Source organism: Lysinibacillus sp. fkY74-1 (assembly GCF_053165895.1).
On sequence record NZ_CP170173.1, the window covers coordinates 1,465,552 to 1,487,085 of the forward strand.

The following is a 21,534-nucleotide window of genomic DNA, read 5'->3' on the forward strand; positions in this document are numbered from 1 at the left end:
GTTTCATCCTATTGTAAGGGTTGTTTGTTGTTAGTTTGACCCTCAAAAAGGTTAGCGTTTCGAACAATTTTAGTAATATAGCTCATAACGATTTCCGTTGCTTGTTGAGCATCATAGCTTTTTCGATTATTTAAAAGGTTGGTAAACATACCTTGCCAAATTAAGAGTGTGATTTCATTAATAGCATCCACGTTACCCTCTGTTAAGTAGCCCTCCTTTAAAGCAATTTCTAACATAGAACGACCTCGTTTTGTCAGGCTGTGCTGAAACAATATAGTCTTTAAATCATCTGGAATATTAATTAAATCATTGGGGTAAAAGTTATAATAATTTTCCAATAATTTTTCTGGTGTTTCTCCTAAATCCATAATAAAGACGGCATGAAAAATCTGTGGCTGTTTGAAGGAGTATTGGCAAAAACATTCCCAAGCTAATAAATATTTATCAATAGGATCTTTGCCTCTTTCTATGTAACGCGCAACTTCGTTCGTATAGTCTTGCATACATCTCATTGATGCAAAAAAGAGGAGATGAGAGATTTCTGAAAAATAATTGTAAATGGTTGCACTGTTATAACCAGCCTTATCGGCAACCTTTCTAATCGTCACATTCTCCAATCCTTCTTCTTCTATAATTTCTGCCGTGGCGTCTACAAAGTATTTCCACATACGACTCCTTTGTATTTCCTTTTTTTTCATAGTAATGTCCCCCCGACGTACACTGTCCATGTAAAATTATTAGTTAAATTCATATATTTACCATTTGTAAGTTAATTTAAACTTATTATAGCATAACAATTTTGCTTTACATCTTCCATTATAGCATCAGCTTTTAGCATTTTCAGTGTTGTACATCGGAATTTCAGATGATATACTAATCACAATTATTTTATAATCATGATTAGTAAATAATTAAGATTCTGAATAATTAGATAAAAAGGGATGCTAGAGCAATGAGTTTAAACACAAGAGGAGGATTTATTCAATGAGTAAAAAAATTGTGACACAATTTGAGTGTACATATGAAACAATCGAAAACACATGGATTGAATTAGCAGACGGCACAAAACTTTCTAGTCGAATTTGGTTACCGACAGTAGAAGCAGGACAAAAAGTACCAGCTATTCTGGAGTATATTCCTTATCGCAAAACAGATGGTACAAGAGCAAGAGATGAGCCAATGCACGGGTATTTTGCGGGACATGGATACGCCGTTGTTCGAGTAGATATGCGAGGGTCAGGTGAGTCAGATGGCTTATTAAAAGATGAGTATTTAAAGCAAGAGCAGGATGATGCACTTGAAGTAATTGAATGGATGGCTAGCCAAAGCTGGTGTAATGGCAATATTGGGATGATGGGGAAATCATGGGGTGGATTTAATTCTCTGCAAGTAGCTGCTAGAAGACCAAAAGCGTTAAAGGCGATTATTACAGTAGGCTTCACGGATGATCGCTATAACAATGACATTCACTATAAGGGTGGTTGTTTGTTAAATGATAACTTCTGGTGGGGCGCCATTATGTTAGCGTACCAGCTACGTCCGATTGATCCTCATATTGTTGGCGATAGCTGGCGTGAAAAATGGATGCAACGTTTAGAAAATATGCCTTTATGGATGGCACAGTGGATGGAGCATCAAACAAGAGATGACTACTGGAAGCATGGTTCAGTTTGTGAGAATTATGATGACATCGAAATTCCTGTTTTTGCACTAGATGGTTGGGAAGATTCCTATACGAACACAGTTTTAAGTTTAATGGAAGGGCTTTCTGTTCCTAGAAAGGGCATTATTGGCCCATGGGCACATGTTTACCCACATGATGGAGTTCCAGGTCCAGCAATGGGCTTTTTACAAGAGGCCGTGAAATGGTGGGATCATTGGTTAAAAGGAATTGACAATGATGTAATGGACGGACCAATGGTGAATGTTTGGGTTGAAAAAAGCATGGAACCATCTGTTAAGAAACCAGTCAGCCATGGCTATTGGGTTGGACTCGAATCATGGCCAACAGTGGCAGAGGTACAAACGAAGGCGTATCAACTGACACATGGAAAATTAGTAGAGCATCGTAGTGATCACCAAGAACAGGTACAATTAAAAACACCACAAAATCATGGTCTATTATCGGGAGAATGGATGGGTGCTGGAGTACTAGGCGAAAGTCCAGCAGATCAACGAGTTGATGACGGAATGGCCATGATATTTGAAACAGACATGCTAGAGAACCCACTAGAGATTGTGGGTTATCCGAAGTTTGAAGTGGAATTAATGAGTGATAAACCACATGCGATGCTGTTTGCGCAGTTGTCAGACGTTGCACCAAATGGAGCTGTTACTCGTGTGTCCTATGGCGTGATGAATTTAACACATTTGAATGGTCATGATCATGTAGAATTATTAATTCCTGGTAAAAAAGTGAAAGCCTTTGTGCAATTAGATTGCTGTGGACATCAATTTAAAGCGGGGCACCGTTTACGCTTATCATTAGCAACAACGTTTTGGCCAATGTTTTGGCCGATGCCAGAAGACGCTACATTGACATTAAATCTTGAAACAGCTACTTTCACATTGCCAACCTTCCATGGACATCAAATAGCTGGACCAAATATGAATCCTGAAAGTGCAACATTAACACCTATAACAACGCTCCAAGAAGGAAGAGTGGATCGTTCTATTTCATACGACATTTTAACAGATACATGGACATGTATTACTGATGGGGTTGGAGGCGTTTTTGGTGAAGGGATATATCGCTTTGATGATATTGATATCACGGTTGAACATAATTTGAAACGAGAATTAACCTTATCGAATGCTGATCCATTGTCAGCTCACTATACAATCTATCAAAAAATGAAAATAGGTCGTGAGGGTTGGTGGATAGATGCTGATATTACGGTTACTAAAACATCTACTCTAGAAAACTTCCAAATTATTGGGGAGATGGCGATCAAAGAAAATGACAAACAGGTCTTCCATAAGGAATGGGATCAAAAAATTAAACGTCATGGCTTGTAAATAACATATAAGGGGTAAACATATGGAAGCTAAGTTAAAAAAGAATACAGCTACTTTAGTTATTTTAGCTGTTTCAGGTGCATTAATTTATGCATTACCTTATTTTAGAAATTACTATTATGATGTCTTTCTCGATGCATTTCATTTGACGAATACTCAAATGGGGACTCTTGGTAGTGCGTATGGTGTTTGTTGTTTAATTTCCTATATATTTGGAGGTTTTTGTGCAGATCGTTGGAAAACGAAATATTTATTAACCATTTCTCTAGTTGCCACAGGGTTATTAGGTTTTACATTATTACTGTATCCACCATATCCAGTGCTTCTCCTCATACATGCTGCTTGGGGAATCACATCCATCATGACGTTTTGGGGAGCATTAGTAAAAGCAGTACGTTCTTTAGGTTCTGAAAATGAGCAAGGAAAAGCTTTTGGTTTTTTTGAGGGTGGTCGTGGTGTAACCAATATCATTCAATCTGCTGTGATTTTAGGGATATTTGCTTTTTTTGCGAAGCATATGAGTGATAAAATGGCACTCTCAGCGGTTATTACGGTATATTCGGTTATTTGTCTTTTGTTGGGATTCATGATTATGATGCTTTATAAAGACCCTGATCAAGGAACCATCAGTCGTGAGGACAGGGATGGGAGTAAATCATTTGACTGGGCAGTCCTATGGAAAGTGTTAAAGATGCCAACTACTTGGCTTGCGACTATTCTTATTTTTACGTCTTATGCGATGATTATTAGTTACTATTACATCACACCTTATGCAACAGCTGCATTTGGTGCATCTACGTTAATCGCTGCGGCTTTGGGCTACTTCTCTCAGTATTGTAGACCAATTGGCAGTTTTAGTGCAGGCATTATCGGTGACCGGATAGGTGTGTCTAATATGGTGTTAATTGGCTATATATTATTAGCACTAGGCTTAGTAGGGCTCATTTTACTGCCCGGCAAGGCCTCCTTTATCCTTATGCTTTTAATATTTATAGGGATTATTTATACATCAATGTATGCTTTACAGGCAATGCATTTTGCTATTTTAGTAGAAGGAGATTATCCTGTAGAATCAACAGGTACAGTGTCCATGCCGCTAATGATTATTGGCTATAGTGGGGAAATCTTCATGCCGATTATTGCAGGGGCTTGTTTAGATTATTGGGGTGGCACAGCAGGCTATAAAGTATTTTTTGGTATTTTATTAGGTTTAGCTATTGTTGGCTTCGTTACAGTAGTCATTTGGCAACGTGTGACGAAAGAAAAACGCAAGGAAATTGCATTGCAACGAAAGCTTGCGAAGGACCAGGTGCTTACCTAGTTTAGCCAAAAATAAATAATAGAATGGCTCCATTGAGGCAAAAAGATGACTTTGGTAAAAACCGAAGTCATCTTTGTCGTTTAGAGGAGGCTATGCAGTACTTACAGAAGGAAAAGAGCCATCATAATAGGGGGGATGCCTCTTGGTTAGTCTCCCAATTTATATCGTCTTGAAAATATTCTACACGGTTTCTACCATGTTCCTTTGCTTTATATAATGCTTTATCACATCTTGATAATAAAGAATGAATGGTATCGCCCATGACAAAGCTTGTCACACCAAAGCTACTCGTTTTGTGATGAACAACTGGAAATGAATGTTGTTCTAGTTGCTGTCTTAGATTTTCTGAGAGATGCACAGCATCCTTTAAGGGAGTGCGTGGACAAACAACTAAAAATTCCTCGCCACCCCATCTACCAACCGTGTCTTCTACTCGTACATAATTTTTTAAAAGGTCTGCTGCATGACGTAACACAAGATCACCCACTTGATGTCCGAATTCATCGTTCACAGCTTTAAAATGATCAATATCTAACAAAATAATCGAAAGTGGTGTGCCACTTCCTGTAGCTTGCTCAAATTCTTTTTCTAATACGTCATCTAAGCGGACACGATTTGGTATTTGAGTGAGACGGTCCGTATTTGCCAATGCTTCAAGCTCAAGCTTGGCTGATTCAAGCTCTTTTGTGCGTTCCTGAACTTTATATTCTAATGTTTCATTTAATGTTTCTTGCATGATTTGATGTTCTTTCTTAATGATGTTGATTTTATCACCCAATGCTAATGATAAAAAAATGGATTCGAAAATAGCTCCAATAGCTGGTACTTCCTCAAAAATTCGTGGATGGAATGGGATAATACTTAAAAAGGCCAGCGCTTGAACAATGATAGAGCTTAGTAAAACTGTCCAACCAATGATATAGTATCGAGCCATCTTTTGACCTTTTCTGAAAACAAAAATGCCAGACAGCCATAGAAAGATAAAGACTACTACTGCAAAGGTAGTTGTGAAATTATTGATGAGTGCGACGTCTGGGAGAATAAATGACGCCATTAAAGAACTAATTGTTATCCACAATAGTAATTTTCCGATTTTATGGAAAGACGGTAGAAATGTCTTTAACTCCAGAAACTGAAGACAAAATAGAAGCATAAATAAAAGCAGCAAATTGCCACTAATTGTTAATGATTTAATAAAAAATTCCTTCGACACCCATGTGCCCAATAACTCAATGTCTAGCGAATTTAAAGTTGCTTGATAGAAAATAAAGCTCAGCATATATAAAACATAGAAAAAGTAAGCTTTTTCCTTCAATGAAAAAAATAAAAATAAGTTATAAATTAATAGAGCAGATAAAAAACCATAGAAAATGCCAGTTAAAAATTTATAGTCACTGATTTTATTCGTAAAACTTAATTCCGTATATAAATAGGAGGTAATACTTAGGGGTAATGCTCCATCTAACTTGATAAAAATTTCTTGAGTAGAAGGGTCTTGGATGTGAAATAAATTAGACCTAGATGGAAGAGATTGTTCCCCTAGATTATCAATTCCCCTACGTTGCACATCATAGGATCCATCCGCTTTGACCAAGAACAACTCAATACTATCTAATTTATCGGTCACCTCTAGCCAATAGGGTTCCTCTTTATCCAATAAAATATCTTCCATAGATAAGCGCAACCAAATGGTATCTTTAGTATGCCAAAAGAAGGGATAGGGTTGATTGCTCGCAACAAAGAGATGATCATAATTGCCGTTTAATATTTCTTCAATAGAGACCTTTTTAGATGTATCTCGAAAAATTTTATAATGTTCTCCTAATATTATAGGGTCTACTAGCTCATCTGTTGGACTCATTGCACTAACAGGTGGTATAAGGATGACCAAAGATAGGGTAAAACAAATCAATAACATGATTTTTCTAATCATTTTGTTTTTCATCAAAAATTCATTGCTCCCATTCTATAGTTACTAGGTGAAATTGACTAGCTGCAATATTTGTTTAATTTTCTCTTTTTAGAAATTTAAGTTAATTCATACCTCCTTATTATAGACCATAACAGCAAGATTGAGGACGAAATAATGGGGACTTCCTGATAATATGAGGCCTAGTAAACGATATGGAAGCTTTTCATATGTCAAAAATACAGATTTTTAATGATTTACATTTCTCACAGGAGCTTTTATTTTTAGGGAGCGCTTGTGATGGTTTATCGGTACTCCTATTAGAAAAAGCAGGTTTTCAGGCGATTGGCACTACTAGCAGGGGGGATTGCGAATTTACTTGGCTATGCAGATGGTGAACGGATTGATTATCAGCGTCATTAAGCTATTATTCAAGCTATCGCAGAGCGAGTAAACATCCCAGTAACAGGGGATATTGAAGCGGGATATGGACATGATGAACAAAGCATTATTAACAATGTATGAAGGACAGCAGATGTCGGAGTAGCCGGAATTAATATTAAAGATTCATTCAAACATCAAGCAAAATTAAGAAGTCTGACTGAATACTGTCATTTATTCACAAATATGAGGGCCATATTAGATAATCGCGGTTATCGAAATTTTTTTATGAATGCTAGAACAGATACGTATTTCAGTTAGAGCAGCCATTTCACGAAACGATGACTTGAGCCATCGCTTATGTAGAGAGTGGAGCAAGTGGTATCTTTATCCCAGGCTTAACAAATGGCCAAACTTTAAAAAAATTAGGGGTATGGCGGATAGTTTTGGCAATGCATTTTCAGATAAAATCATTGCCTATTTAACACAGCATGCTGCACAATTAGTAAAAAATCAAGATACATCTTCTTTATATGTATAATCTATGAAAATGAGGGGAGCTATTCGTGGACAATCCAATTAATTTATCCTTTGAGGAGAAGTGGGAGAAGATTATAGCTTGTGATCAAACTTTTGATGGGCTATTTTATACGGCGGTTAAAACGACTAAAATTTATTGCCGTCCTTCCTGTAAATCAAGAAAACCCAAAAAGATGAATGTTGAATTTTTTCAATCTATTCAAGAAGTCGAGGCGGCAGGCTATCGAGCATGTAAACGATGTCAGCCTGAAATTGAATGTTCACCGCAAACACAATTGATTCAACAGGTAACGTCTTTTATCATCAATGCGTATAAGCAAAAGGTAACCTTGCAGGATATGGCAGACCATGTTGGTATTAGTCCATTTTATCTTGAACGGCTATTTAAACAAGTGAAGGCGGAAACTCCTCGAGCTTATCTTGAAAAAATAAGAATTGATAAGGCGGCTCACCTATTAAAGCATACAGACTATACAAGTTTGGAAATTTGCTATGAAGCTGGATTTCAAAGTCCCTCTAATTTTTATAAAGTGTTTCGACGATTAAAAAATTGCTCGCCCACAGAATATCGAAATCTTTGAAGGAGATAGACTATGAACTGGATAAATCACACTGATTATTTAGAAATCGAACTTCCGGCGGAATTTAGTTTTACAGAGTGTTTGATTTTTTTAAAGCGATCCAATCAAGAAATTCTCCATCAAATAAAAGAAGGTGTCCTCTTAAAAGTATTAAAGATAGAGGATCAGCTCATTTTATGTAGAATAAGTGAGCAAGCTTATAAAATGAAAGTAGAATTTCCGATGATTCAGCCATCGGTTAATGAAAGAGAAAGAGTGGTCCACTATCTTAAAGAATGGTTTGATTTAAATACTGACTTGGCTTGTTTTTATCAGATGGCTAACAAGAATAACATTTTACAGCCCTTGATAGAAAAATATAGTGGATTACGTTTATTAGGAATACCTGACTTATTCGAGGCACTTGTGTGGGCTATTATTGGACAGCAAATTAATTTAACGTTTGCCTATACACTTAAAAAGCGATTTGTTGAACATTTTGGAGAAAACGTACACTTTGAAGAGGAGAATCACTGGTTATTTCCAACACCGGAAAAAATAGCGTGTATTCAGGTGGAGGAATTGAGAATGCTCCAGTTTACGCAGAAAAAATCAGAGTACATCATTGATATTGCGAAAATTATAGCGAATGGTCAATTGGCAAAAGAAAGGCTACATCAAAAAAAAGATTATGAGGACAAGAAAAAAAGTTTAATGGCTATTCGAGGCATTGGGGCCTGGACAGCCGATTATGTGCTAATGAAATCTTTACAAGAGCTATCTGCATTTCCTATAGCAGATGTGGGTCTACATAATGCACTAAAAATGCAATTAGGTTTGGAACGAAAACCTTCAATGGAGGAAATTTTCCATTATTCGCAACATTGGCAAGGATGGCAGGCTTATGCCACCTTTTACTTATGGAGGTCACTATATGAAACGGTTTAAGTTAGATTATCAATCACCGATTGGCATGATTGAAATTGAAGGAAATACAGAAGCAATTGATGGCATTAATTTTGCAGAACGAGAAGAGCTCATCCATGCTCCTCAACAAGACACACCTACAGTGTTGCTGGAATGTTTAAAGCAAATACATGAATATTTTATCGGTGAACGTCGTGAATTTTCTTTTTCTTATGTTTTTAAAGGAACGGACTTCCAACAAGCCGTTTGGCATGCATTACCTAATATAGGCTACGGTGAAACAGCCTCTTATAAAGATATTGCAGTGGCTATTCACAAAGAAAAAGCGGTGAGAGCTGTTGGTAGTGCCAATGGTAAAAATACTATTAGTATCGTTGTTCCATGTCATCGAATTATTGGCTCTAATGGATCTTTGACTGGATATGGTGGTGGGATTTGGCGTAAAAAATGGCTTCTTCAACATGAACAATCCCATCATTTAACGAGCAATACTAAATAAGGTTAAATGCTCTTAGTCCAATTGGACACCTCGCCACTTCTGCCTGTATAAAAAAGTGGTTATTGCAAAAAATAAGACCGTCAAAACGGCGGTTTTAATGACTAGTCTTTATCATTTTATCGCTTCTTATGACACCTCTCTGCTAAAAAAATTAGCGTGGAGTAAAAATGATAAAGGAGGTGTACTCATGAGCGTGCTCTATAGAATCGCATTAGTGTTAGTCATTATTGGTGCAATCAACTGGGGACTCATTGGATTCTTTAGATTTGATTTAGTGGCTTATTTGTTTGGCGGCCAAACAGCGGTTTTATCGCGATGGATTTACGCACTAGTCGGCATCGCTGGTTTAATTACCTTACCAATTCTGGTGAAGCGATTTGAAGACGAAGAAGACGTAGATACTTATACACGTATCGATAGAAATCCTAGCTATGGCATGGAGGCTGGGGAAGAAGCAGATTTCACTGAAGTGAAGAAGACAACAGAAGTGAAAAAAGTGGAGAAAAAAGATAATAAGTAAGCTTATGACAAAAACTGGTGGCCATTATTGGTTCGTCAGTTTTTTTCAAATAGGGAAAAACTCGCGTAGTCTGTTCAACGACTACGCAAGTTTTCATTATTCTTGATTGCTTGGAAAGGCAAAGGAGGATGTAGTGTCACCACCCTGTGCAATCCATTTCTCTGAAATGGTCTTTGTTTTCGTAAAGAAGCGTACTTGATCGGGTCCAAACATATGCCCCTCACCAAATCTTGAGCGTTTCCAGCCACCAAAATTATGATAGCCTACTGGAATGGGGATAGGTACGTTCACGCCAACCATCCCTACTTCAATTTCAGTAGTGAATTTACGAGCAGCTGCTCCATCATTCGTAAAGATTGTCACGCCATTACCCAATTCATGTGCATTTATTAAGGCAATCGCTTCATCTAATGAACCTACACGGACAATATTACGGGCTGGTCCAAAAACCTCCTGCTCATAAATTTCCATACCTGGTTTAACATGATCGAGGAGCGTAGGACCGAGATAAAACCCTTGTGATTGCTTGGAAATTTCCGGATGTCGTCCATCACAAACGATGGTTGCGCCTTCCTCTAAGCTACGATCAATATAACCAATAATTGTTTCCTTCGAATGCTGTGTAATAACTGGACCAAAATCAACGTCGGAATCTGTATAAGGCCCCACTTTTAATTTGGCAATTTTTTCAGCCAGGAGCGTGACTAATTTATTCGCTGTATCCTCTCCTACAGGAATAATGGTAGAAATAGCCATGCAACGCTGAGAAGCCGCACCATAGGCTGCACCTAAAAAGGCATTTGCGACATGCTCTAAATCCGCATCTGGCATGACAACCATATTATTTTTCCCACCGCCTAGCGCAGTCACCCGTTTCCCAAATTTAGAAGCCGTCGCGTATATAGTTTCTGCAACTGGAGTCGACCCTACAAAGGATACAGCTTCAACTTTTGGGTTTGATAAGAGCTCATTGACGGCATCTTTATCACCGTTAATGACTGTCCATACGCCATCCGGTAAACCTGCCTTTGTCCATAGCTCTGATAAATATAATGCAGAACAGGGGACGCGTTCAGACGGTTTTAAAATGACGCAGTTTCCAACGGCTACAGCCATACTTGTGATGGCTAGTGGGACCATAACAGGGAAATTAAATGGTGAAATGGCAGCCACTACGCCTAATGGAGCTTTGGAAGAATAAGCGTTGATTTGACCACCTACATTAACCGAATACTCACCCTTTAGTAAGTGTGGGGCATTGATGGCTAAATCAACCGATTCTAAACCACGTGCAATTTCACCTTTCGCATCTTCTTTGGTTTTGCCACTTTCCTTACAGATTATATCGATGAGCTCATCCATATTGTCTGTCAATAATTGGCGAAACCTGAGCATGATTTCTGCACGTTTTCCAACGGATAATGCGCGCCATGCTGGGAAGGCTTTTTTGGCAGCAGTGATTGCTTCTTTTACCTCATCTTGTGTTGCTAGAGAAACCCGCGCAATGACGGAACCCGTACTTGGATTGTATACATCAGAAAAATATCCGCTTTTTCCCAAAACAGTTTGTCCATTGATAAAATGGCCTAATTCTTGAGTATCCGTATTTGTTACCATTGAGCTGTCCTCCTACAATTTTATAGAATGTAAGGCTTGAGTGAATTTTTCCACAAGGAAGTCGATCTCCTCTGAGGAGACAATTAGTGGAGGAGAAAGCGTTAAAACATTATTGTAACCTGCCACAGTTACACCGTTTTTTCCAATAATTAGCCCATGTTCTTTACATTGCGCAATGACTTTATTAACAAGTGTGACATCTAGTGGAATTTTGCTCTTTTTGTCTTGTACAAGCTCTATACCTATCAAAAGTCCTTTTCCACGAATATCCCCAACAAACGGGTTCTCCTTTAATTCCTCTCGTAAAGTTTTCAGGAGAGTATCACCTAACGTAGCCGAATAGTTAAATAAATTTTCCTCTTCCATAATTTCAATGTTTTTCAATGCCACGGCACAAGCGGCTGGCGAGCCACCAAATGTGTTAACATGGCGGAAGAAATCGTAATCGTCATTCCCTGCAAAAGCCTCATAAATTTCACGTCGAACAGCAGTAGCAGATAGTGGCATATAAGCGCTTGTTAAGCCCTTTGCCATTGTCACAATATCAGGCTGGACACCATAGTTTTGGAAACCAAAAGCTTTACCCGTACGCCCAAAGCCACAAATCACTTCATCCACAATTAATAATGCACCATGTTTTTCACAAACTGCTTGCACCCCTTGTAAGTAATTCTCATGGGGCATGATCACACCGCCGCCCGTTATGATAGGCTCCATGATGACAGCAGCAATGGACTCTGACATTTCCCATGTCATCACATGGTCGATCGCTTGCACAGATGGCAATGCACATGGATCCTTACTTTGAATATGGTCTTCATTGGCGCGATATGAGTCAGGTGGCGTGACATGGATAAAACCAGGTGCTAATGGCTCATATTTGTATTTTCGCTGAGCTTGTCCAGTTGCCGCTAAGGCTCCCATCGAGCTACCATGATAGGCACGATAGCGGGAAATAATCTTCGTTCGATTGAGCTGTCCTTTTTGTTGGTGATATTGTCGAGCAATTTTGAAGGCAGCTTCATTTGCTTCAGAGCCACTGTTCGAGAAAAAGACGACATAATCATCTCCTAAAAGCTCACTAATCTTTTCACTTAATTGAATAGCTGGGATATGTCCGACAGATAACGGTGTATACGTATTTTCTAGTAATTGATCATAGGCAACTTTAGCAATTGCCTCTCGACCATAGCCAACATTTACACACCATAAGCCCGCCATAGCATCTAAATAGCGTTTTCCTTCTATATCGGTAATCCATGCGCCCTTAGAAGATTGGACAATCAACGTTGCTTTAGGGTTATATGGCTTCATGGCGTGCCAAACAAATTGTTCGTCTTTGACTTGCCAATTCGGTCTTGTTACATTGGTCACTACACTCACTCCTTCTATACAGGTAATGGCTGAGCATGCATACGTTTTGAGTCTAATGTGGACAACAAAAATGCAAAGTCGACCCCATTTGTACTTTATATGTATGCCTTAAGTGTTTTAGAAGGAATATTTTATGAAAGAAAAGTCGGATATTTAATCTATTGATGTGTTAATACGTCCTCAATTAAAAAGGCAATATATAGATTGGTCTTTGTAAAGGGATTACTTAAGTCCATATCTAATAGCCATTCAATTTTTTTTATTTTATAAAGAACGGTGTTGCGATGAATAAACTGTCGTTCACTAATCCTACTTGTACTGCCATTTTCCTCAAGAAAGATGCGTAAAAATGGCACATAATCTGTGTTGTGCACATCATCATAGTGATAAAGTTGACCTAGTATATCGTGGCTGAAGGATTTCATGAGTGATTGATTTTGCACAGCCATAATAATTTTATAGGCACCTATTTCCTTATATTTGTATAAAAAACGATTGTTGTGGAGCTGAGCTAAATGAATGACCGTTAATGATTCATCATAACTTTTACGGACATTTTCAAGCTCTTTATGGTAGTTTCCTTTTCCAATAATAATATCCAAGTAACCATTTTTTAACGTGATTTTTTCATAGATTTCTTCAACGATTTTTGAGAAGGGTATATTCGGTGTATTGATCTGTGTTTTATCAATTAAAAAGATGAGGTAGTTTTTATGTTTTAATTTTAAGAAGCGTTGATAGTGATTTTGAAAAGCGAACTGCACCAAGACCTCATATCGATCGATGGAGGCTTGAGTGCCGACCGTTGTACAAGTAATGATGGCTAATTCTCTCCCTTGGGGAAAACCTAGCTGTGCTAGTTGATCTTTCATTGCATTAGCGTTTTGTTTGTAATGGAATAATAAATTGAACAGAACCTTTTCTTCGATGGATAGCTCCTGATGGTGGTTGGCAATAAACTGAAAGGTCGTTTTTAATAGATCAGCTATTCTATAATTCCATGGCATTTGAAAAATAGGGAAATCATTTTGATTGGCAAAAGAGATGACAGCTTCTGGAATATCAGGAATGAATGGACCTGTATTAATAATAAAACCAGCTACTTTTTTAGCGTAGGCTTGTTTCACAAGTTGTTCTAATGAATCTTCGTCTGCATCTAAATTAATACCAGTTGTGACGACTAATTCATTGGGTCTACAAAACATGATTAAATCATTGCTTTCAACAACATTAATACCCGTAACTCTTCGATACGTACCACTATGTCCAGCGACTAATGTGAGCATTGGGAATTGAACTCCCTCCACAATTTTACGAATCGTCCCCATATTTCCCCCCCCTTAATTATGAACATAACTTACCATATATGATGTGCAGTTGCACATATTTTTTTAGTTTTCTATCCATATCTCTCAAATTATATCTATTTTAAAATGTTTAATAACTACTGTGAAAGAGAGGACTTGCATATGTATAAATGTAATAGTAGACGATTGCAAGAGTTAATTGAACAATTTAGTCAATTTGGGGCTACTGATAAGGGTGGCGTCACACGTTTGTCTCTTTCGGATGAGGATGTATTAGCAAGAAACTATTTTTGTGAGTGTTGCGAAGCTTTAGGTATGGACATTCATGTGGATGATATGGGAAATATTTATGCGACTCTTCCTGGGAAAAAGGATATGCCACCAATCGTGATGGGTTCTCATTTAGATTCGGTGGAAAAGGGCGGAAAATTCGATGGTGTATTAGGCGTCTTAACAGCTATTGAGGCCATTCGAACTATCAAGGAAAATGAAATTGAAGTAGATATTCCGCTTATGATTGTCAATTTCACGAATGAAGAAGGGGCTCGTTTTGACCCAGCAATGATGAGCTCAGGGGTTATCACCTCAAAATTTGACAAAGAAAAGATGCTACAATCCACAGATAAAAATGGTGTTCGTTTCCATGAAGCGTTACAAGCGAGTGGATATGAGGGAGAGCAAGGCAATCGTCTGAAGGAAGCCCTCGCTTATATCGAATTGCATATTGAGCAAGGGCCAGTGTTAGAAGCCAAACAACGAGAAATTGGAGTTGTAGAAGGTGTGCTTGGTATGGTTTGCTACGAAATTACAATTACAGGGCAATCGAATCATGCTGGTACGACACCAATGGCAATGCGGAAAGACCCTATGATTGTTGCATCAACGATTATAACTGAATTACATGAGCAGCTAGGAAAGATTGATGAGCAATTAGTGTTTACATTTGGTCGTATGAACGTGGTTCCTAATATTCACACAGTCATCTCTAATAGGGTGACATTTACGATTGATTCACGTCATCAAGATCCTGAGGTGATGGAACAGGTTGAGGATATTCTTAATGCGCTACCAGAAACCGCAGGAGGGTGTAATATCCACCCTGTAAAGCTGTGGGGGAGAGAAACCGTACATTTTGATGGAGCCATTTGTAATGAAATAGAAAGAGCCTGCCAGAGCTTCGGTTATACCGCTCATCGCATGTTTAGTGGGGCAGGGCATGATGCCCAGTATATGGCAAGTATGGTTCCGTCGGCCATGATTTTTGTTCCAAGTATTCAGGGGAAGAGTCATTGTGAGGAAGAGGAAACAACCTTTGAGGATTGTGCAAAGGGAGCAGATATTTTACTAGAAACGGTTCTAACGCTACAAACAAAATTTAGTATGGGCGAAACTTATACATTGCATTAAACATGAAGTATTCTCGAATTTTGTGATGAAGGGTGAGGGGCACAGTGAAAAAAATTATTAAAGGTGGAAGAGTAGCTACTGCTGCGGATGCATTTGAGGCAGATATTTTAATTGATAATGGAAAAATTGTGCAAATCGGACGGAATTTAAGTGAGGATGGCGCTGAAACCATTGATGCAACTGGTAAATATGTATTGCCAGGGGGGATTGATCCTCATACACATTTAGATATGCCATTTAATAATACGGTAACAGATGATGATTGGAAGTCTGGTACGATTGCGGCGGCTTTTGGTGGGACAACTACTATTTTAGATTTCTGTCTAACAGCTGGTGAAGAAAAATTATCAGCAGCTATAGAAAAGTGGCATGACAAGGCCAAGGGAAAGTCTGCTATTGATTATGGATTTCATTTAATGATTGGCGATTTAACGCCTGAAACCGAAGCCGAATTACCTCAAATTTTAGAGCAAGAAGGAATTACCTCTGTCAAAGTCTTTATGGCCTATGCTAAAGAATTCCAAGCCTCAGATCGAACACTCTTTAAGGCGTTTAAAATTGCCAAAGACCTTGGAGCGTTGGTGATGGTCCATTGTGAAAATGGCTCTGTGATTGATGAGCTTGTTGAGGAAGCAAGACGTGCAGGTCATAAGGAGCCGATTTATCATGCTTTAACTCGTCCGGCCGAATTAGAGGGAGAGGCAACAAAACGTGCCATCGAGTTAGCACACATTGCTGGAGCAAAGCTATATGTAGTGCATGTAACATGTAAAGAGGCGGTGGATGAAATTATTACCGCTCGTGAAAAGGGCTATGACGTCTATGGTGAAACATGTCCACCCTATTTAACACTCGATCAATCAGCTCTTGCACAGCCAGGCTTTGAAGGAGCTAAGTATGTTTGGTCACCACCCCTTCGTCCAAAATATCATCAAGAACATTTATGGAATGCCCTGAAGGCGAAACAGCTTCAGACAATTGGCTCTGACCAATGCTCCTTTAGCTTTAAGGGGAAAAAACAATTAGGCCTAAATGATTTCTCAAAAATCCCAAATGGTGGACCTTTCATTGAGGATCGTTTCAGTATTTTATATTCTGAAGGTGTTGCAAAAGGTAGAATTACGATTCATGAATTTGTTGATATGATTTCTACAAGTGCTGCAAAAATATTTGGTTTATTCCCTCAAAAGGGAACAATCGCCATTGGCTCTGATGCAGATATTGTTATTTTTGATCCAGAGGCAAAACGCCAAATTTCGGCTAAAACACACCATATGAACGTCGACTATAACCCATATGAGGGATGGGAAGTGACTGGCGAGCCTGTTAGTGTGCTAGTACGTGGCGAGTATGTCATTAAAAATAAAGAATTTGTTGGTGTACTAGGTAGCGGACGATATATTAAACGTCCATTAAAAGCAGTAGCTGCGGAAGCCTTGAAGATCTAGCTTCCTTCCGTTTAGAACCGATTGTTTTGGCTGGAGAACAAAACAATCGGTCTAGTAATTGGGTGCACGGAAAAAATGAACACATGAGGGGGATGTGGAATGGTTCCGATTCAAGAAAATGCGATGACCGTACAGCTAAAACGTAATTTTGTGGAATTAAAAAACAAGATGACAAAGAATGAGGCTATTGAGGAAGCCAATCGTTGTCTCTATTGCTATGACGCACCATGTATTAAAGCGTGTCCGACAAGTATTCAAATCCCAAATTTTATAAAAAAAATCGCATCTGGTAATATGAAGGGTTCTGCTACGACTATATTAGAAGCAAATCCTATTGGTGCTAGCTGTGCAAGGGTTTGTCCAACAGAAGAACTATGCGAAGGAGCGTGTGTTTTAAACTCTTCAACAAAGCCAATCAAAATTGGGGAGTTACAGCGGTATGCAACAGATTGGGCAATGGATACGAATGTCCAGCTATTTAAACAGGGGCAAAGTAATGGACAGAAGGTAGCCATTATTGGAGCAGGCCCTGCTGGTTTATCGGCAGCCAGAGAACTCAGCCGTTTCGGTTATCAAGTAACCATCTATGAGACCGAAGCGAAGGCAGGTGGCTTAGGGAGTTATGGGATTGTAGCTTTCCGATTACCAAACGATGTTGTAGATTGGGAAGTGGAGCAAATAGAACAGCTTGGAGTGGATATTCAAACAAATACGACGGTTGGTGTCGACATTACTGCGGATGAAATTTTGGCAGAATATGACCATGTTATTTTAGCTGTTGGTATGGGGGCTGTTCCAAATCTAGGCATTGAGGGTGAAGATTTAGAGGGTGTCCACGATGCTATTGAGTTTGTCAGAAAAACAAAAATGGGACCGCTTACAAATGATATCGTAGGAAAACGTGTAGCTGTTATTGGTGCAGGAAATACAGCCATTGACGGTGCTACAAGTGCGGTGCGTTTAGGTGCAGACAATGTCCAAATACTTTATCGAAGAACGCAAAAGGAAATGACTGCCTATAAATTTGAGTATGAATTTGCTAAGCAGGATGGTGTGGAATTTAAATGGCTCACAGCACCAAAGAAAATTATTGGTAATGAGGCTGGTAGGGTGACAGGCATTGAATGCGTGAAAATGAAGCTTGGGGAGCCAGGACCTGATGGTCGACAAAGACCAGAGGAAGTGCAGGGCTCTAATTTTATCCTTGAAGTGGATGCTGTTATTAAAGCTATTGGGCAAACCCGTTTTGTTTCATTAATTGAAGCATTCGGTTTAGCGCATACAAATGGGGTTGTTGATATAAATGAGACAACGATGCAAACGTCTAATGACAAAGTATTTGCATGTGGAGACGTTGTCTTTGGCAATGGACAGGGAGAGGCGATGGTGGTGACTGCTGTACAGCAAGGAAAAGATGCAGCATACAAGATTCATGAACGTTTAAGAAAACCAAGTGAGATTGCATAAGGGGGGAACTTACATGGCAGACTTACGCATTAACTTAGCAGGCATCCAATCGCCGAATCCATTTTGGTTGGCATCCGCACCACCTACGAATTCAGGTTATCAAGTACAACGCGCATTTGAAGCTGGTTGGGGTGGTGCCGTGTGGAAAACATTGGGGGAGCCCATTTTAAATGTATCTTCACGTTTTGCGGCTGTTAGCTATAACGGTCAACGTGTAGCGGGCTTCAATAATATTGAATTGATTACGGATCGACCGTTAGAAGTGAATTTACAAGAAATATATGAGACAAAAAAGAAATTTCCTCATCACGCGATTATAGCCTCTTTAATGGTGGAGCCAAAGCAAGAAAAGTGGCATGAAATCGTAAAACGTGTAGAAGATGTGGGGGTTGATGGTCTTGAGCTTAACTTTGGTTGTCCACATGGGATGGCAGAGCGAGGGATGGGCTCTGCCTCTGGTCAAGTCCCTGAACTGGTGGAAAAGCAAACATACTGGGTAAAGGAAGCAGCACGTACACCGGTCATTGTGAAATTAACACCAAATATTACGGATATTACAGTTACGGCAGAGGCGGCTACTAGAGGTGGAGCAGATGCCGTAAGTATGATAAACACGATAAATAGTTTAGCAGGTGTAGATTTAGATACTTGGAATACAGTTCCTCATGTTGCTGGTAAAGGAGCACATGGTGGCTATTGTGGCCCAGCTGTAAAGCCAATTGCCCTTAATATGGTGGCAGAATGTGCTCGCAATCCATTAGTCAATGTACCGATTTCGGGCATTGGCGGAATTTCTAATTGGCAGGATGCCGCAGAATTTATTTTAATGGGTGCTACAGGCGTTCAAGTTTGTACAGCAGCAATGCACCATGGCTTTAGTATTGTGGAGGATATGATTGATGGGTTGAACAATTATTTAGACGATAAAGGTTTAGCTTCCGTCATGGATTTAGTAGGTCGCTCCGTTTCAAGATATTCAAACTGGGGTGATTTAGACTTAAATTATAAAATTGTCGCAGAAATTAATAATGATGTTTGTATAAATTGTAACAAGTGTCATATTGCTTGCGAGGATACATCACATCAATGTATTGATCTTTATACTGAAAATGGACGTCCATTGCTAAAGGTTCGTGAAGAAGACTGTGTAGGTTGTAATTTATGCTCTATTGTTTGTCCAGTGGATGGTGCAATTTCTATGGTTGAACGAAAATCAACCGTTCCACCAATGACATGGAATGAACGCCAAACGCTCATTAGTAGTCTCTCAAAATAAAGACTTTTCATCTTTATTCAGTAGTAGACATTTATAGGGGGAAGCTCTAGCCTTTCGAACACCAACTGAATGAAGATAATGAAGAAAATCGAAATTCCACCTTCCTTCATTAATTGGCGATGGAGGAAGGAAAAACTTCAAGTAGTTGTCACGGAAATTAAAAAAAAGGAGAGAAACTTTATGGAACGTGACGGGAATTATTTAAAATCCCCAGATTTACTTCCAGTGACACATCAACAAAGAAATATTGGAACATTTGGTTTTGCGGTGATTTGGATAGGAATGGCGATTGTTTTAGCGGCTTTTGCAATCGGCGGTTCAGCAATTACCAATTTATCCTTACCAATGGTTATTTTAGCTACGTTGGTAGGTTCCTGTTTGATCGGTATCTTTATGACGTTAATTGGTGATATAGGTATTGAGCATGGATTATCATTCCCTGTTTATATGCGTGCACCATTCGGCACATTTGGAACTCATATTCCTTCACTTGTAAGGGGCATAACAGCCGCATGTTGGTTTGGTCTTAATACGTATTTTGGAGCATTAGCCATAAACGGCATTTTAAATTTATTGTTTGATTTTGATAATTGGTTTATTTGTTTCCTTGTATTTGCGGCGCTTCAACTCTTTAATACCTCATTAGGCATTAAGTCTATTGAGCGCTTCGCTGATTTAGCAGCGCCTGTCATTATTTTGATTTCTTGCTGGATGTATTACACATTGGCGGATCATGCCACATCACAAGGGAAAAATATTTGGACGTGGGTGGAAACGCCAACAACGGGCTTTGCCGCCTTTACAGCTTTTATGGTAGTGGTCATGGCAAACATGGGCTTTTGGTCAACGCTGGCAGCAGATATGCCATCATTATCTCGTTTTTTTAAAGCACCTAAAAATGAACGGAATTGGTTCAAGCGGAATAAAACACAGCTTGTAGGCTCCTTGATTGTTATGCCAATAACGAACACATTTATTGTTACAATTGGTGCAGTTTGTTATATGGCAGTAGCATCTGCTGATCCCATCAATGCTTTACAACAAAGTGCAAGTGGTTTTATTTTAGGTATCCTTTTGCTGATGATTGTGTTGGCACAATGGTCAACGAATACATCTGCTAATGTTGTGCCGGCTGCTACTATTTTCTCGAATATTGGTGGTCCAAAAGTACCGTTTTGGGTAGGGGTTGTTATTGCGGGGATTATTGGTATTCTTGCACAGCCCTGGAGTTTATTTAATGTGATGGTCAATGTTCTATTGATTATAGGTGGAATATTAACAGCGATTGTAGGGATTTTATTTGCGGATTATTATCTCATTCGCAAACGACGTGTACATGTCAAAGAACTGTATGAATTAGATGGGCAATTTAAATACTATAAAGGTTTTAATTTCGCTGGGTTAGTGGCCTGGGTAATCGGTGGTGCCGTTGCCAATATTTTTTCCGCTTATTCTTCTTTAGTAGGTTTTTTTGTAGGTGCAATTGTCTATTATGTGTTAGCAAAGTATTGGTGGTTTAAAAAGTATCCTCAAGCTGAGTTAGAAGATCCAAGTGATGCGAAGTATTTAGGTATTACGGTCGGACATAATTTGGATGAACTATTTGGTCAACAAGTCCCTGCGTTGACAGACCAAGAGGAAGAAGAGCTTGTGGAGCAATCAGACCCTCTGTTAGAAATAAAAGGTGCCGAATAAGTGAGACTACATCAAGACATTTTCAAAAGAAGGTGAGGTGATGGCATGTCTGAATTCCAACAAAGCACAGAGGAAATCGAAAAAGTAGATCATTATTTAGATAGTGGCTTTAAAATCAAATATGTCTACGAAAATTTAAGTGGGATGTTTGTAGAATTCGCTCGTCAGGAAGAAGTGACATTACTACAAATTCTAACGGCAGATGCACGAAAGTATTTCACAGCAAAATTACAGGAACAAACCCTATTATAATAACAAAGTAGCCTCT

General features: G+C 38.9%; 17 protein-coding genes and 1 pseudogene. 13 read left to right on the plus strand and 5 right to left on the minus strand.

The window, feature by feature from the left end; translation table 11 throughout:
• Positions 1-8: 8 nt before the first annotated feature.
• A complete protein-coding gene (locus tag ACE1MS_RS06930) occupies positions 9-698 on the minus strand; it encodes a TetR/AcrR family transcriptional regulator (RefSeq protein WP_036165980.1) in 690 nt (229 codons plus the stop codon).
• A 286-nt stretch (positions 699-984) separates the two neighbouring features.
• Here ACE1MS_RS06930 and ACE1MS_RS06935 point away from each other — a divergent pair, with 286 nt between their 5' ends.
• Both ACE1MS_RS06935 and ACE1MS_RS06940 read left to right on the plus strand, forming a co-directional pair.
• Positions 985-3,018 carry a CocE/NonD family hydrolase gene (locus ACE1MS_RS06935; RefSeq protein WP_036161180.1) on the plus strand — a complete coding sequence of 678 codons (2,034 nt, stop codon included), beginning with the start codon at positions 985-987 and terminating at the stop codon, positions 3,016-3,018.
• A 22-nt stretch (positions 3,019-3,040) separates the two neighbouring features.
• The gene (locus tag ACE1MS_RS06940) at positions 3,041-4,339 is read left to right on the plus strand and encodes an MFS transporter (RefSeq protein WP_197150481.1); all 1,299 of its coding nucleotides are present in this window, start codon (positions 3,041-3,043) and stop codon (positions 4,337-4,339) included.
• A gap of 121 nt (positions 4,340-4,460) precedes the next feature.
• Here ACE1MS_RS06940 and ACE1MS_RS06945 read toward each other — a convergent pair whose 3' ends face one another.
• Entirely contained in the window at positions 4,461-6,284 is a 1,824-nt protein-coding gene (locus tag ACE1MS_RS06945; RefSeq protein WP_230584362.1) for a sensor domain-containing diguanylate cyclase, read from the minus strand.
• A gap of 194 nt (positions 6,285-6,478) precedes the next feature.
• On the opposite strand from ACE1MS_RS06945, the pseudogene ACE1MS_RS06950 reads away from it, so the two are divergent.
• The 5 genes and pseudogenes from ACE1MS_RS06950 to ACE1MS_RS06970 all read left to right on the plus strand — a co-directional run bounded on the left by ACE1MS_RS06950 (position 6,479) and on the right by ACE1MS_RS06970 (position 9,675).
• Positions 6,479-7,170, plus strand: a pseudogene (locus ACE1MS_RS06950) (isocitrate lyase/PEP mutase family protein).
• Between the two features lie 25 nt (positions 7,171-7,195).
• Positions 7,196-7,750 (plus strand): bifunctional transcriptional activator/DNA repair enzyme AdaA, encoded by a 555-nt coding sequence (locus ACE1MS_RS06955; protein ID WP_036165989.1) that lies wholly within the window; start codon positions 7,196-7,198, stop codon positions 7,748-7,750.
• Between the two features lie 12 nt (positions 7,751-7,762).
• Positions 7,763-8,677 (plus strand): DNA-3-methyladenine glycosylase family protein, encoded by a 915-nt coding sequence (locus ACE1MS_RS06960; RefSeq protein ID WP_099806173.1) that lies wholly within the window; start codon positions 7,763-7,765, stop codon positions 8,675-8,677.
• Positions 8,664-9,155, plus strand: a complete 492-nt coding sequence (locus tag ACE1MS_RS06965; RefSeq protein WP_447402787.1) for a methylated-DNA--[protein]-cysteine S-methyltransferase — start codon at positions 8,664-8,666, stop codon at positions 9,153-9,155. The genes ACE1MS_RS06960 and ACE1MS_RS06965 overlap by 14 nt, the downstream gene beginning before the upstream one ends.
• Before the next feature lie 187 nt (positions 9,156-9,342).
• Complete coding sequence (locus ACE1MS_RS06970; protein WP_031418010.1) at positions 9,343-9,675, plus strand: DUF378 domain-containing protein; 333 nt, start codon at positions 9,343-9,345, stop codon at positions 9,673-9,675.
• A gap of 96 nt (positions 9,676-9,771) precedes the next feature.
• Here ACE1MS_RS06970 and ACE1MS_RS06975 read toward each other — a convergent pair whose 3' ends face one another.
• The 3 genes from ACE1MS_RS06975 to ACE1MS_RS06985 all read right to left on the minus strand — a co-directional run bounded on the left by ACE1MS_RS06975 (position 9,772) and on the right by ACE1MS_RS06985 (position 13,994).
• Positions 9,772-11,292, minus strand: a complete 1,521-nt coding sequence (locus tag ACE1MS_RS06975; protein ID WP_447402788.1) for a CoA-acylating methylmalonate-semialdehyde dehydrogenase — start codon at positions 11,290-11,292, stop codon at positions 9,772-9,774.
• A 12-nt stretch (positions 11,293-11,304) separates the two neighbouring features.
• On the minus strand, positions 11,305-12,666 hold the full coding sequence (locus ACE1MS_RS06980) for an aspartate aminotransferase family protein (protein WP_031418012.1): 1,362 nt from the start codon (positions 12,664-12,666) through the stop codon (positions 11,305-11,307).
• A gap of 158 nt (positions 12,667-12,824) precedes the next feature.
• On the minus strand, positions 12,825-13,994 hold the full coding sequence (locus ACE1MS_RS06985; protein ID WP_012293681.1) for a PucR family transcriptional regulator: 1,170 nt from the start codon (positions 13,992-13,994) through the stop codon (positions 12,825-12,827).
• A 141-nt stretch (positions 13,995-14,135) separates the two neighbouring features.
• Here ACE1MS_RS06985 and ACE1MS_RS06990 point away from each other — a divergent pair, with 141 nt between their 5' ends.
• The 6 genes from ACE1MS_RS06990 to ACE1MS_RS07015 all read left to right on the plus strand — a co-directional run bounded on the left by ACE1MS_RS06990 (position 14,136) and on the right by ACE1MS_RS07015 (position 21,518).
• Positions 14,136-15,380, plus strand: a complete 1,245-nt coding sequence (locus tag ACE1MS_RS06990) for a Zn-dependent hydrolase (protein WP_200991069.1) — start codon at positions 14,136-14,138, stop codon at positions 15,378-15,380.
• Positions 15,381-15,424: 44 nt separating this feature from the next.
• Complete coding sequence (gene hydA, locus ACE1MS_RS06995) at positions 15,425-16,828, plus strand: dihydropyrimidinase (RefSeq protein ID WP_200991070.1); 1,404 nt, start codon at positions 15,425-15,427, stop codon at positions 16,826-16,828.
• A gap of 99 nt (positions 16,829-16,927) precedes the next feature.
• A complete protein-coding gene (locus tag ACE1MS_RS07000) occupies positions 16,928-18,295 on the plus strand; it encodes an NAD(P)-dependent oxidoreductase (protein ID WP_031418016.1) in 1,368 nt (455 codons plus the stop codon).
• A 13-nt stretch (positions 18,296-18,308) separates the two neighbouring features.
• A complete protein-coding gene (gene preA / locus ACE1MS_RS07005) occupies positions 18,309-19,571 on the plus strand; it encodes an NAD-dependent dihydropyrimidine dehydrogenase subunit PreA (protein WP_012293684.1) in 1,263 nt (420 codons plus the stop codon).
• A gap of 180 nt (positions 19,572-19,751) precedes the next feature.
• Positions 19,752-21,266 (plus strand): NCS1 family transporter, encoded by a 1,515-nt coding sequence (locus ACE1MS_RS07010; RefSeq protein WP_099806183.1) that lies wholly within the window; start codon positions 19,752-19,754, stop codon positions 21,264-21,266.
• A gap of 45 nt (positions 21,267-21,311) precedes the next feature.
• Positions 21,312-21,518, plus strand: coding sequence for a hypothetical protein (locus ACE1MS_RS07015; RefSeq protein WP_012293686.1), 207 nt, complete (start codon positions 21,312-21,314; stop codon positions 21,516-21,518).
• The last annotated feature ends 16 nt before the right edge of the window (positions 21,519-21,534 follow it).

Excerpts from the sequence above, each read along its gene's own strand:
- ACE1MS_RS06990 (WP_200991069.1), top strand. The coding sequence starts at position 14,136 with ATGTATAAATGTAATAGTAGACGATTGCAAGAGTTAATTGAACAATTT.
- ACE1MS_RS06975 (WP_447402788.1), bottom strand. The coding sequence starts at position 11,292 with ATGGTAACAAATACGGATACTCAAGAATTAGGCCATTTTATCAATGGA.
- preA (WP_012293684.1), top strand. The coding sequence starts at position 18,309 with ATGGCAGACTTACGCATTAACTTAGCAGGCATCCAATCGCCGAATCCA.
- ACE1MS_RS06965 (WP_447402787.1), top strand. The coding sequence starts at position 8,664 with ATGAAACGGTTTAAGTTAGATTATCAATCACCGATTGGCATGATTGAA.
- ACE1MS_RS06945 (WP_230584362.1), bottom strand. The coding sequence starts at position 6,284 with ATGAAAAACAAAATGATTAGAAAAATCATGTTATTGATTTGTTTTACC.
- ACE1MS_RS07010 (WP_099806183.1), top strand. The coding sequence starts at position 19,752 with ATGGAACGTGACGGGAATTATTTAAAATCCCCAGATTTACTTCCAGTG.
- ACE1MS_RS06960 (WP_099806173.1), top strand. The coding sequence starts at position 7,763 with ATGAACTGGATAAATCACACTGATTATTTAGAAATCGAACTTCCGGCG.
- ACE1MS_RS06930 (WP_036165980.1), bottom strand. The coding sequence starts at position 698 with ATGAAAAAAAAGGAAATACAAAGGAGTCGTATGTGGAAATACTTTGTA.
- ACE1MS_RS06935 (WP_036161180.1), top strand. The coding sequence starts at position 985 with ATGAGTAAAAAAATTGTGACACAATTTGAGTGTACATATGAAACAATC.
- ACE1MS_RS06940 (WP_197150481.1), top strand. The coding sequence starts at position 3,041 with ATGGAAGCTAAGTTAAAAAAGAATACAGCTACTTTAGTTATTTTAGCT.
- ACE1MS_RS07015 (WP_012293686.1), top strand. The coding sequence starts at position 21,312 with ATGTCTGAATTCCAACAAAGCACAGAGGAAATCGAAAAAGTAGATCAT.
- ACE1MS_RS07000 (WP_031418016.1), top strand. The coding sequence starts at position 16,928 with ATGGTTCCGATTCAAGAAAATGCGATGACCGTACAGCTAAAACGTAAT.
- ACE1MS_RS06970 (WP_031418010.1), top strand. The coding sequence starts at position 9,343 with ATGAGCGTGCTCTATAGAATCGCATTAGTGTTAGTCATTATTGGTGCA.
- ACE1MS_RS06985 (WP_012293681.1), bottom strand. The coding sequence starts at position 13,994 with ATGGGGACGATTCGTAAAATTGTGGAGGGAGTTCAATTCCCAATGCTC.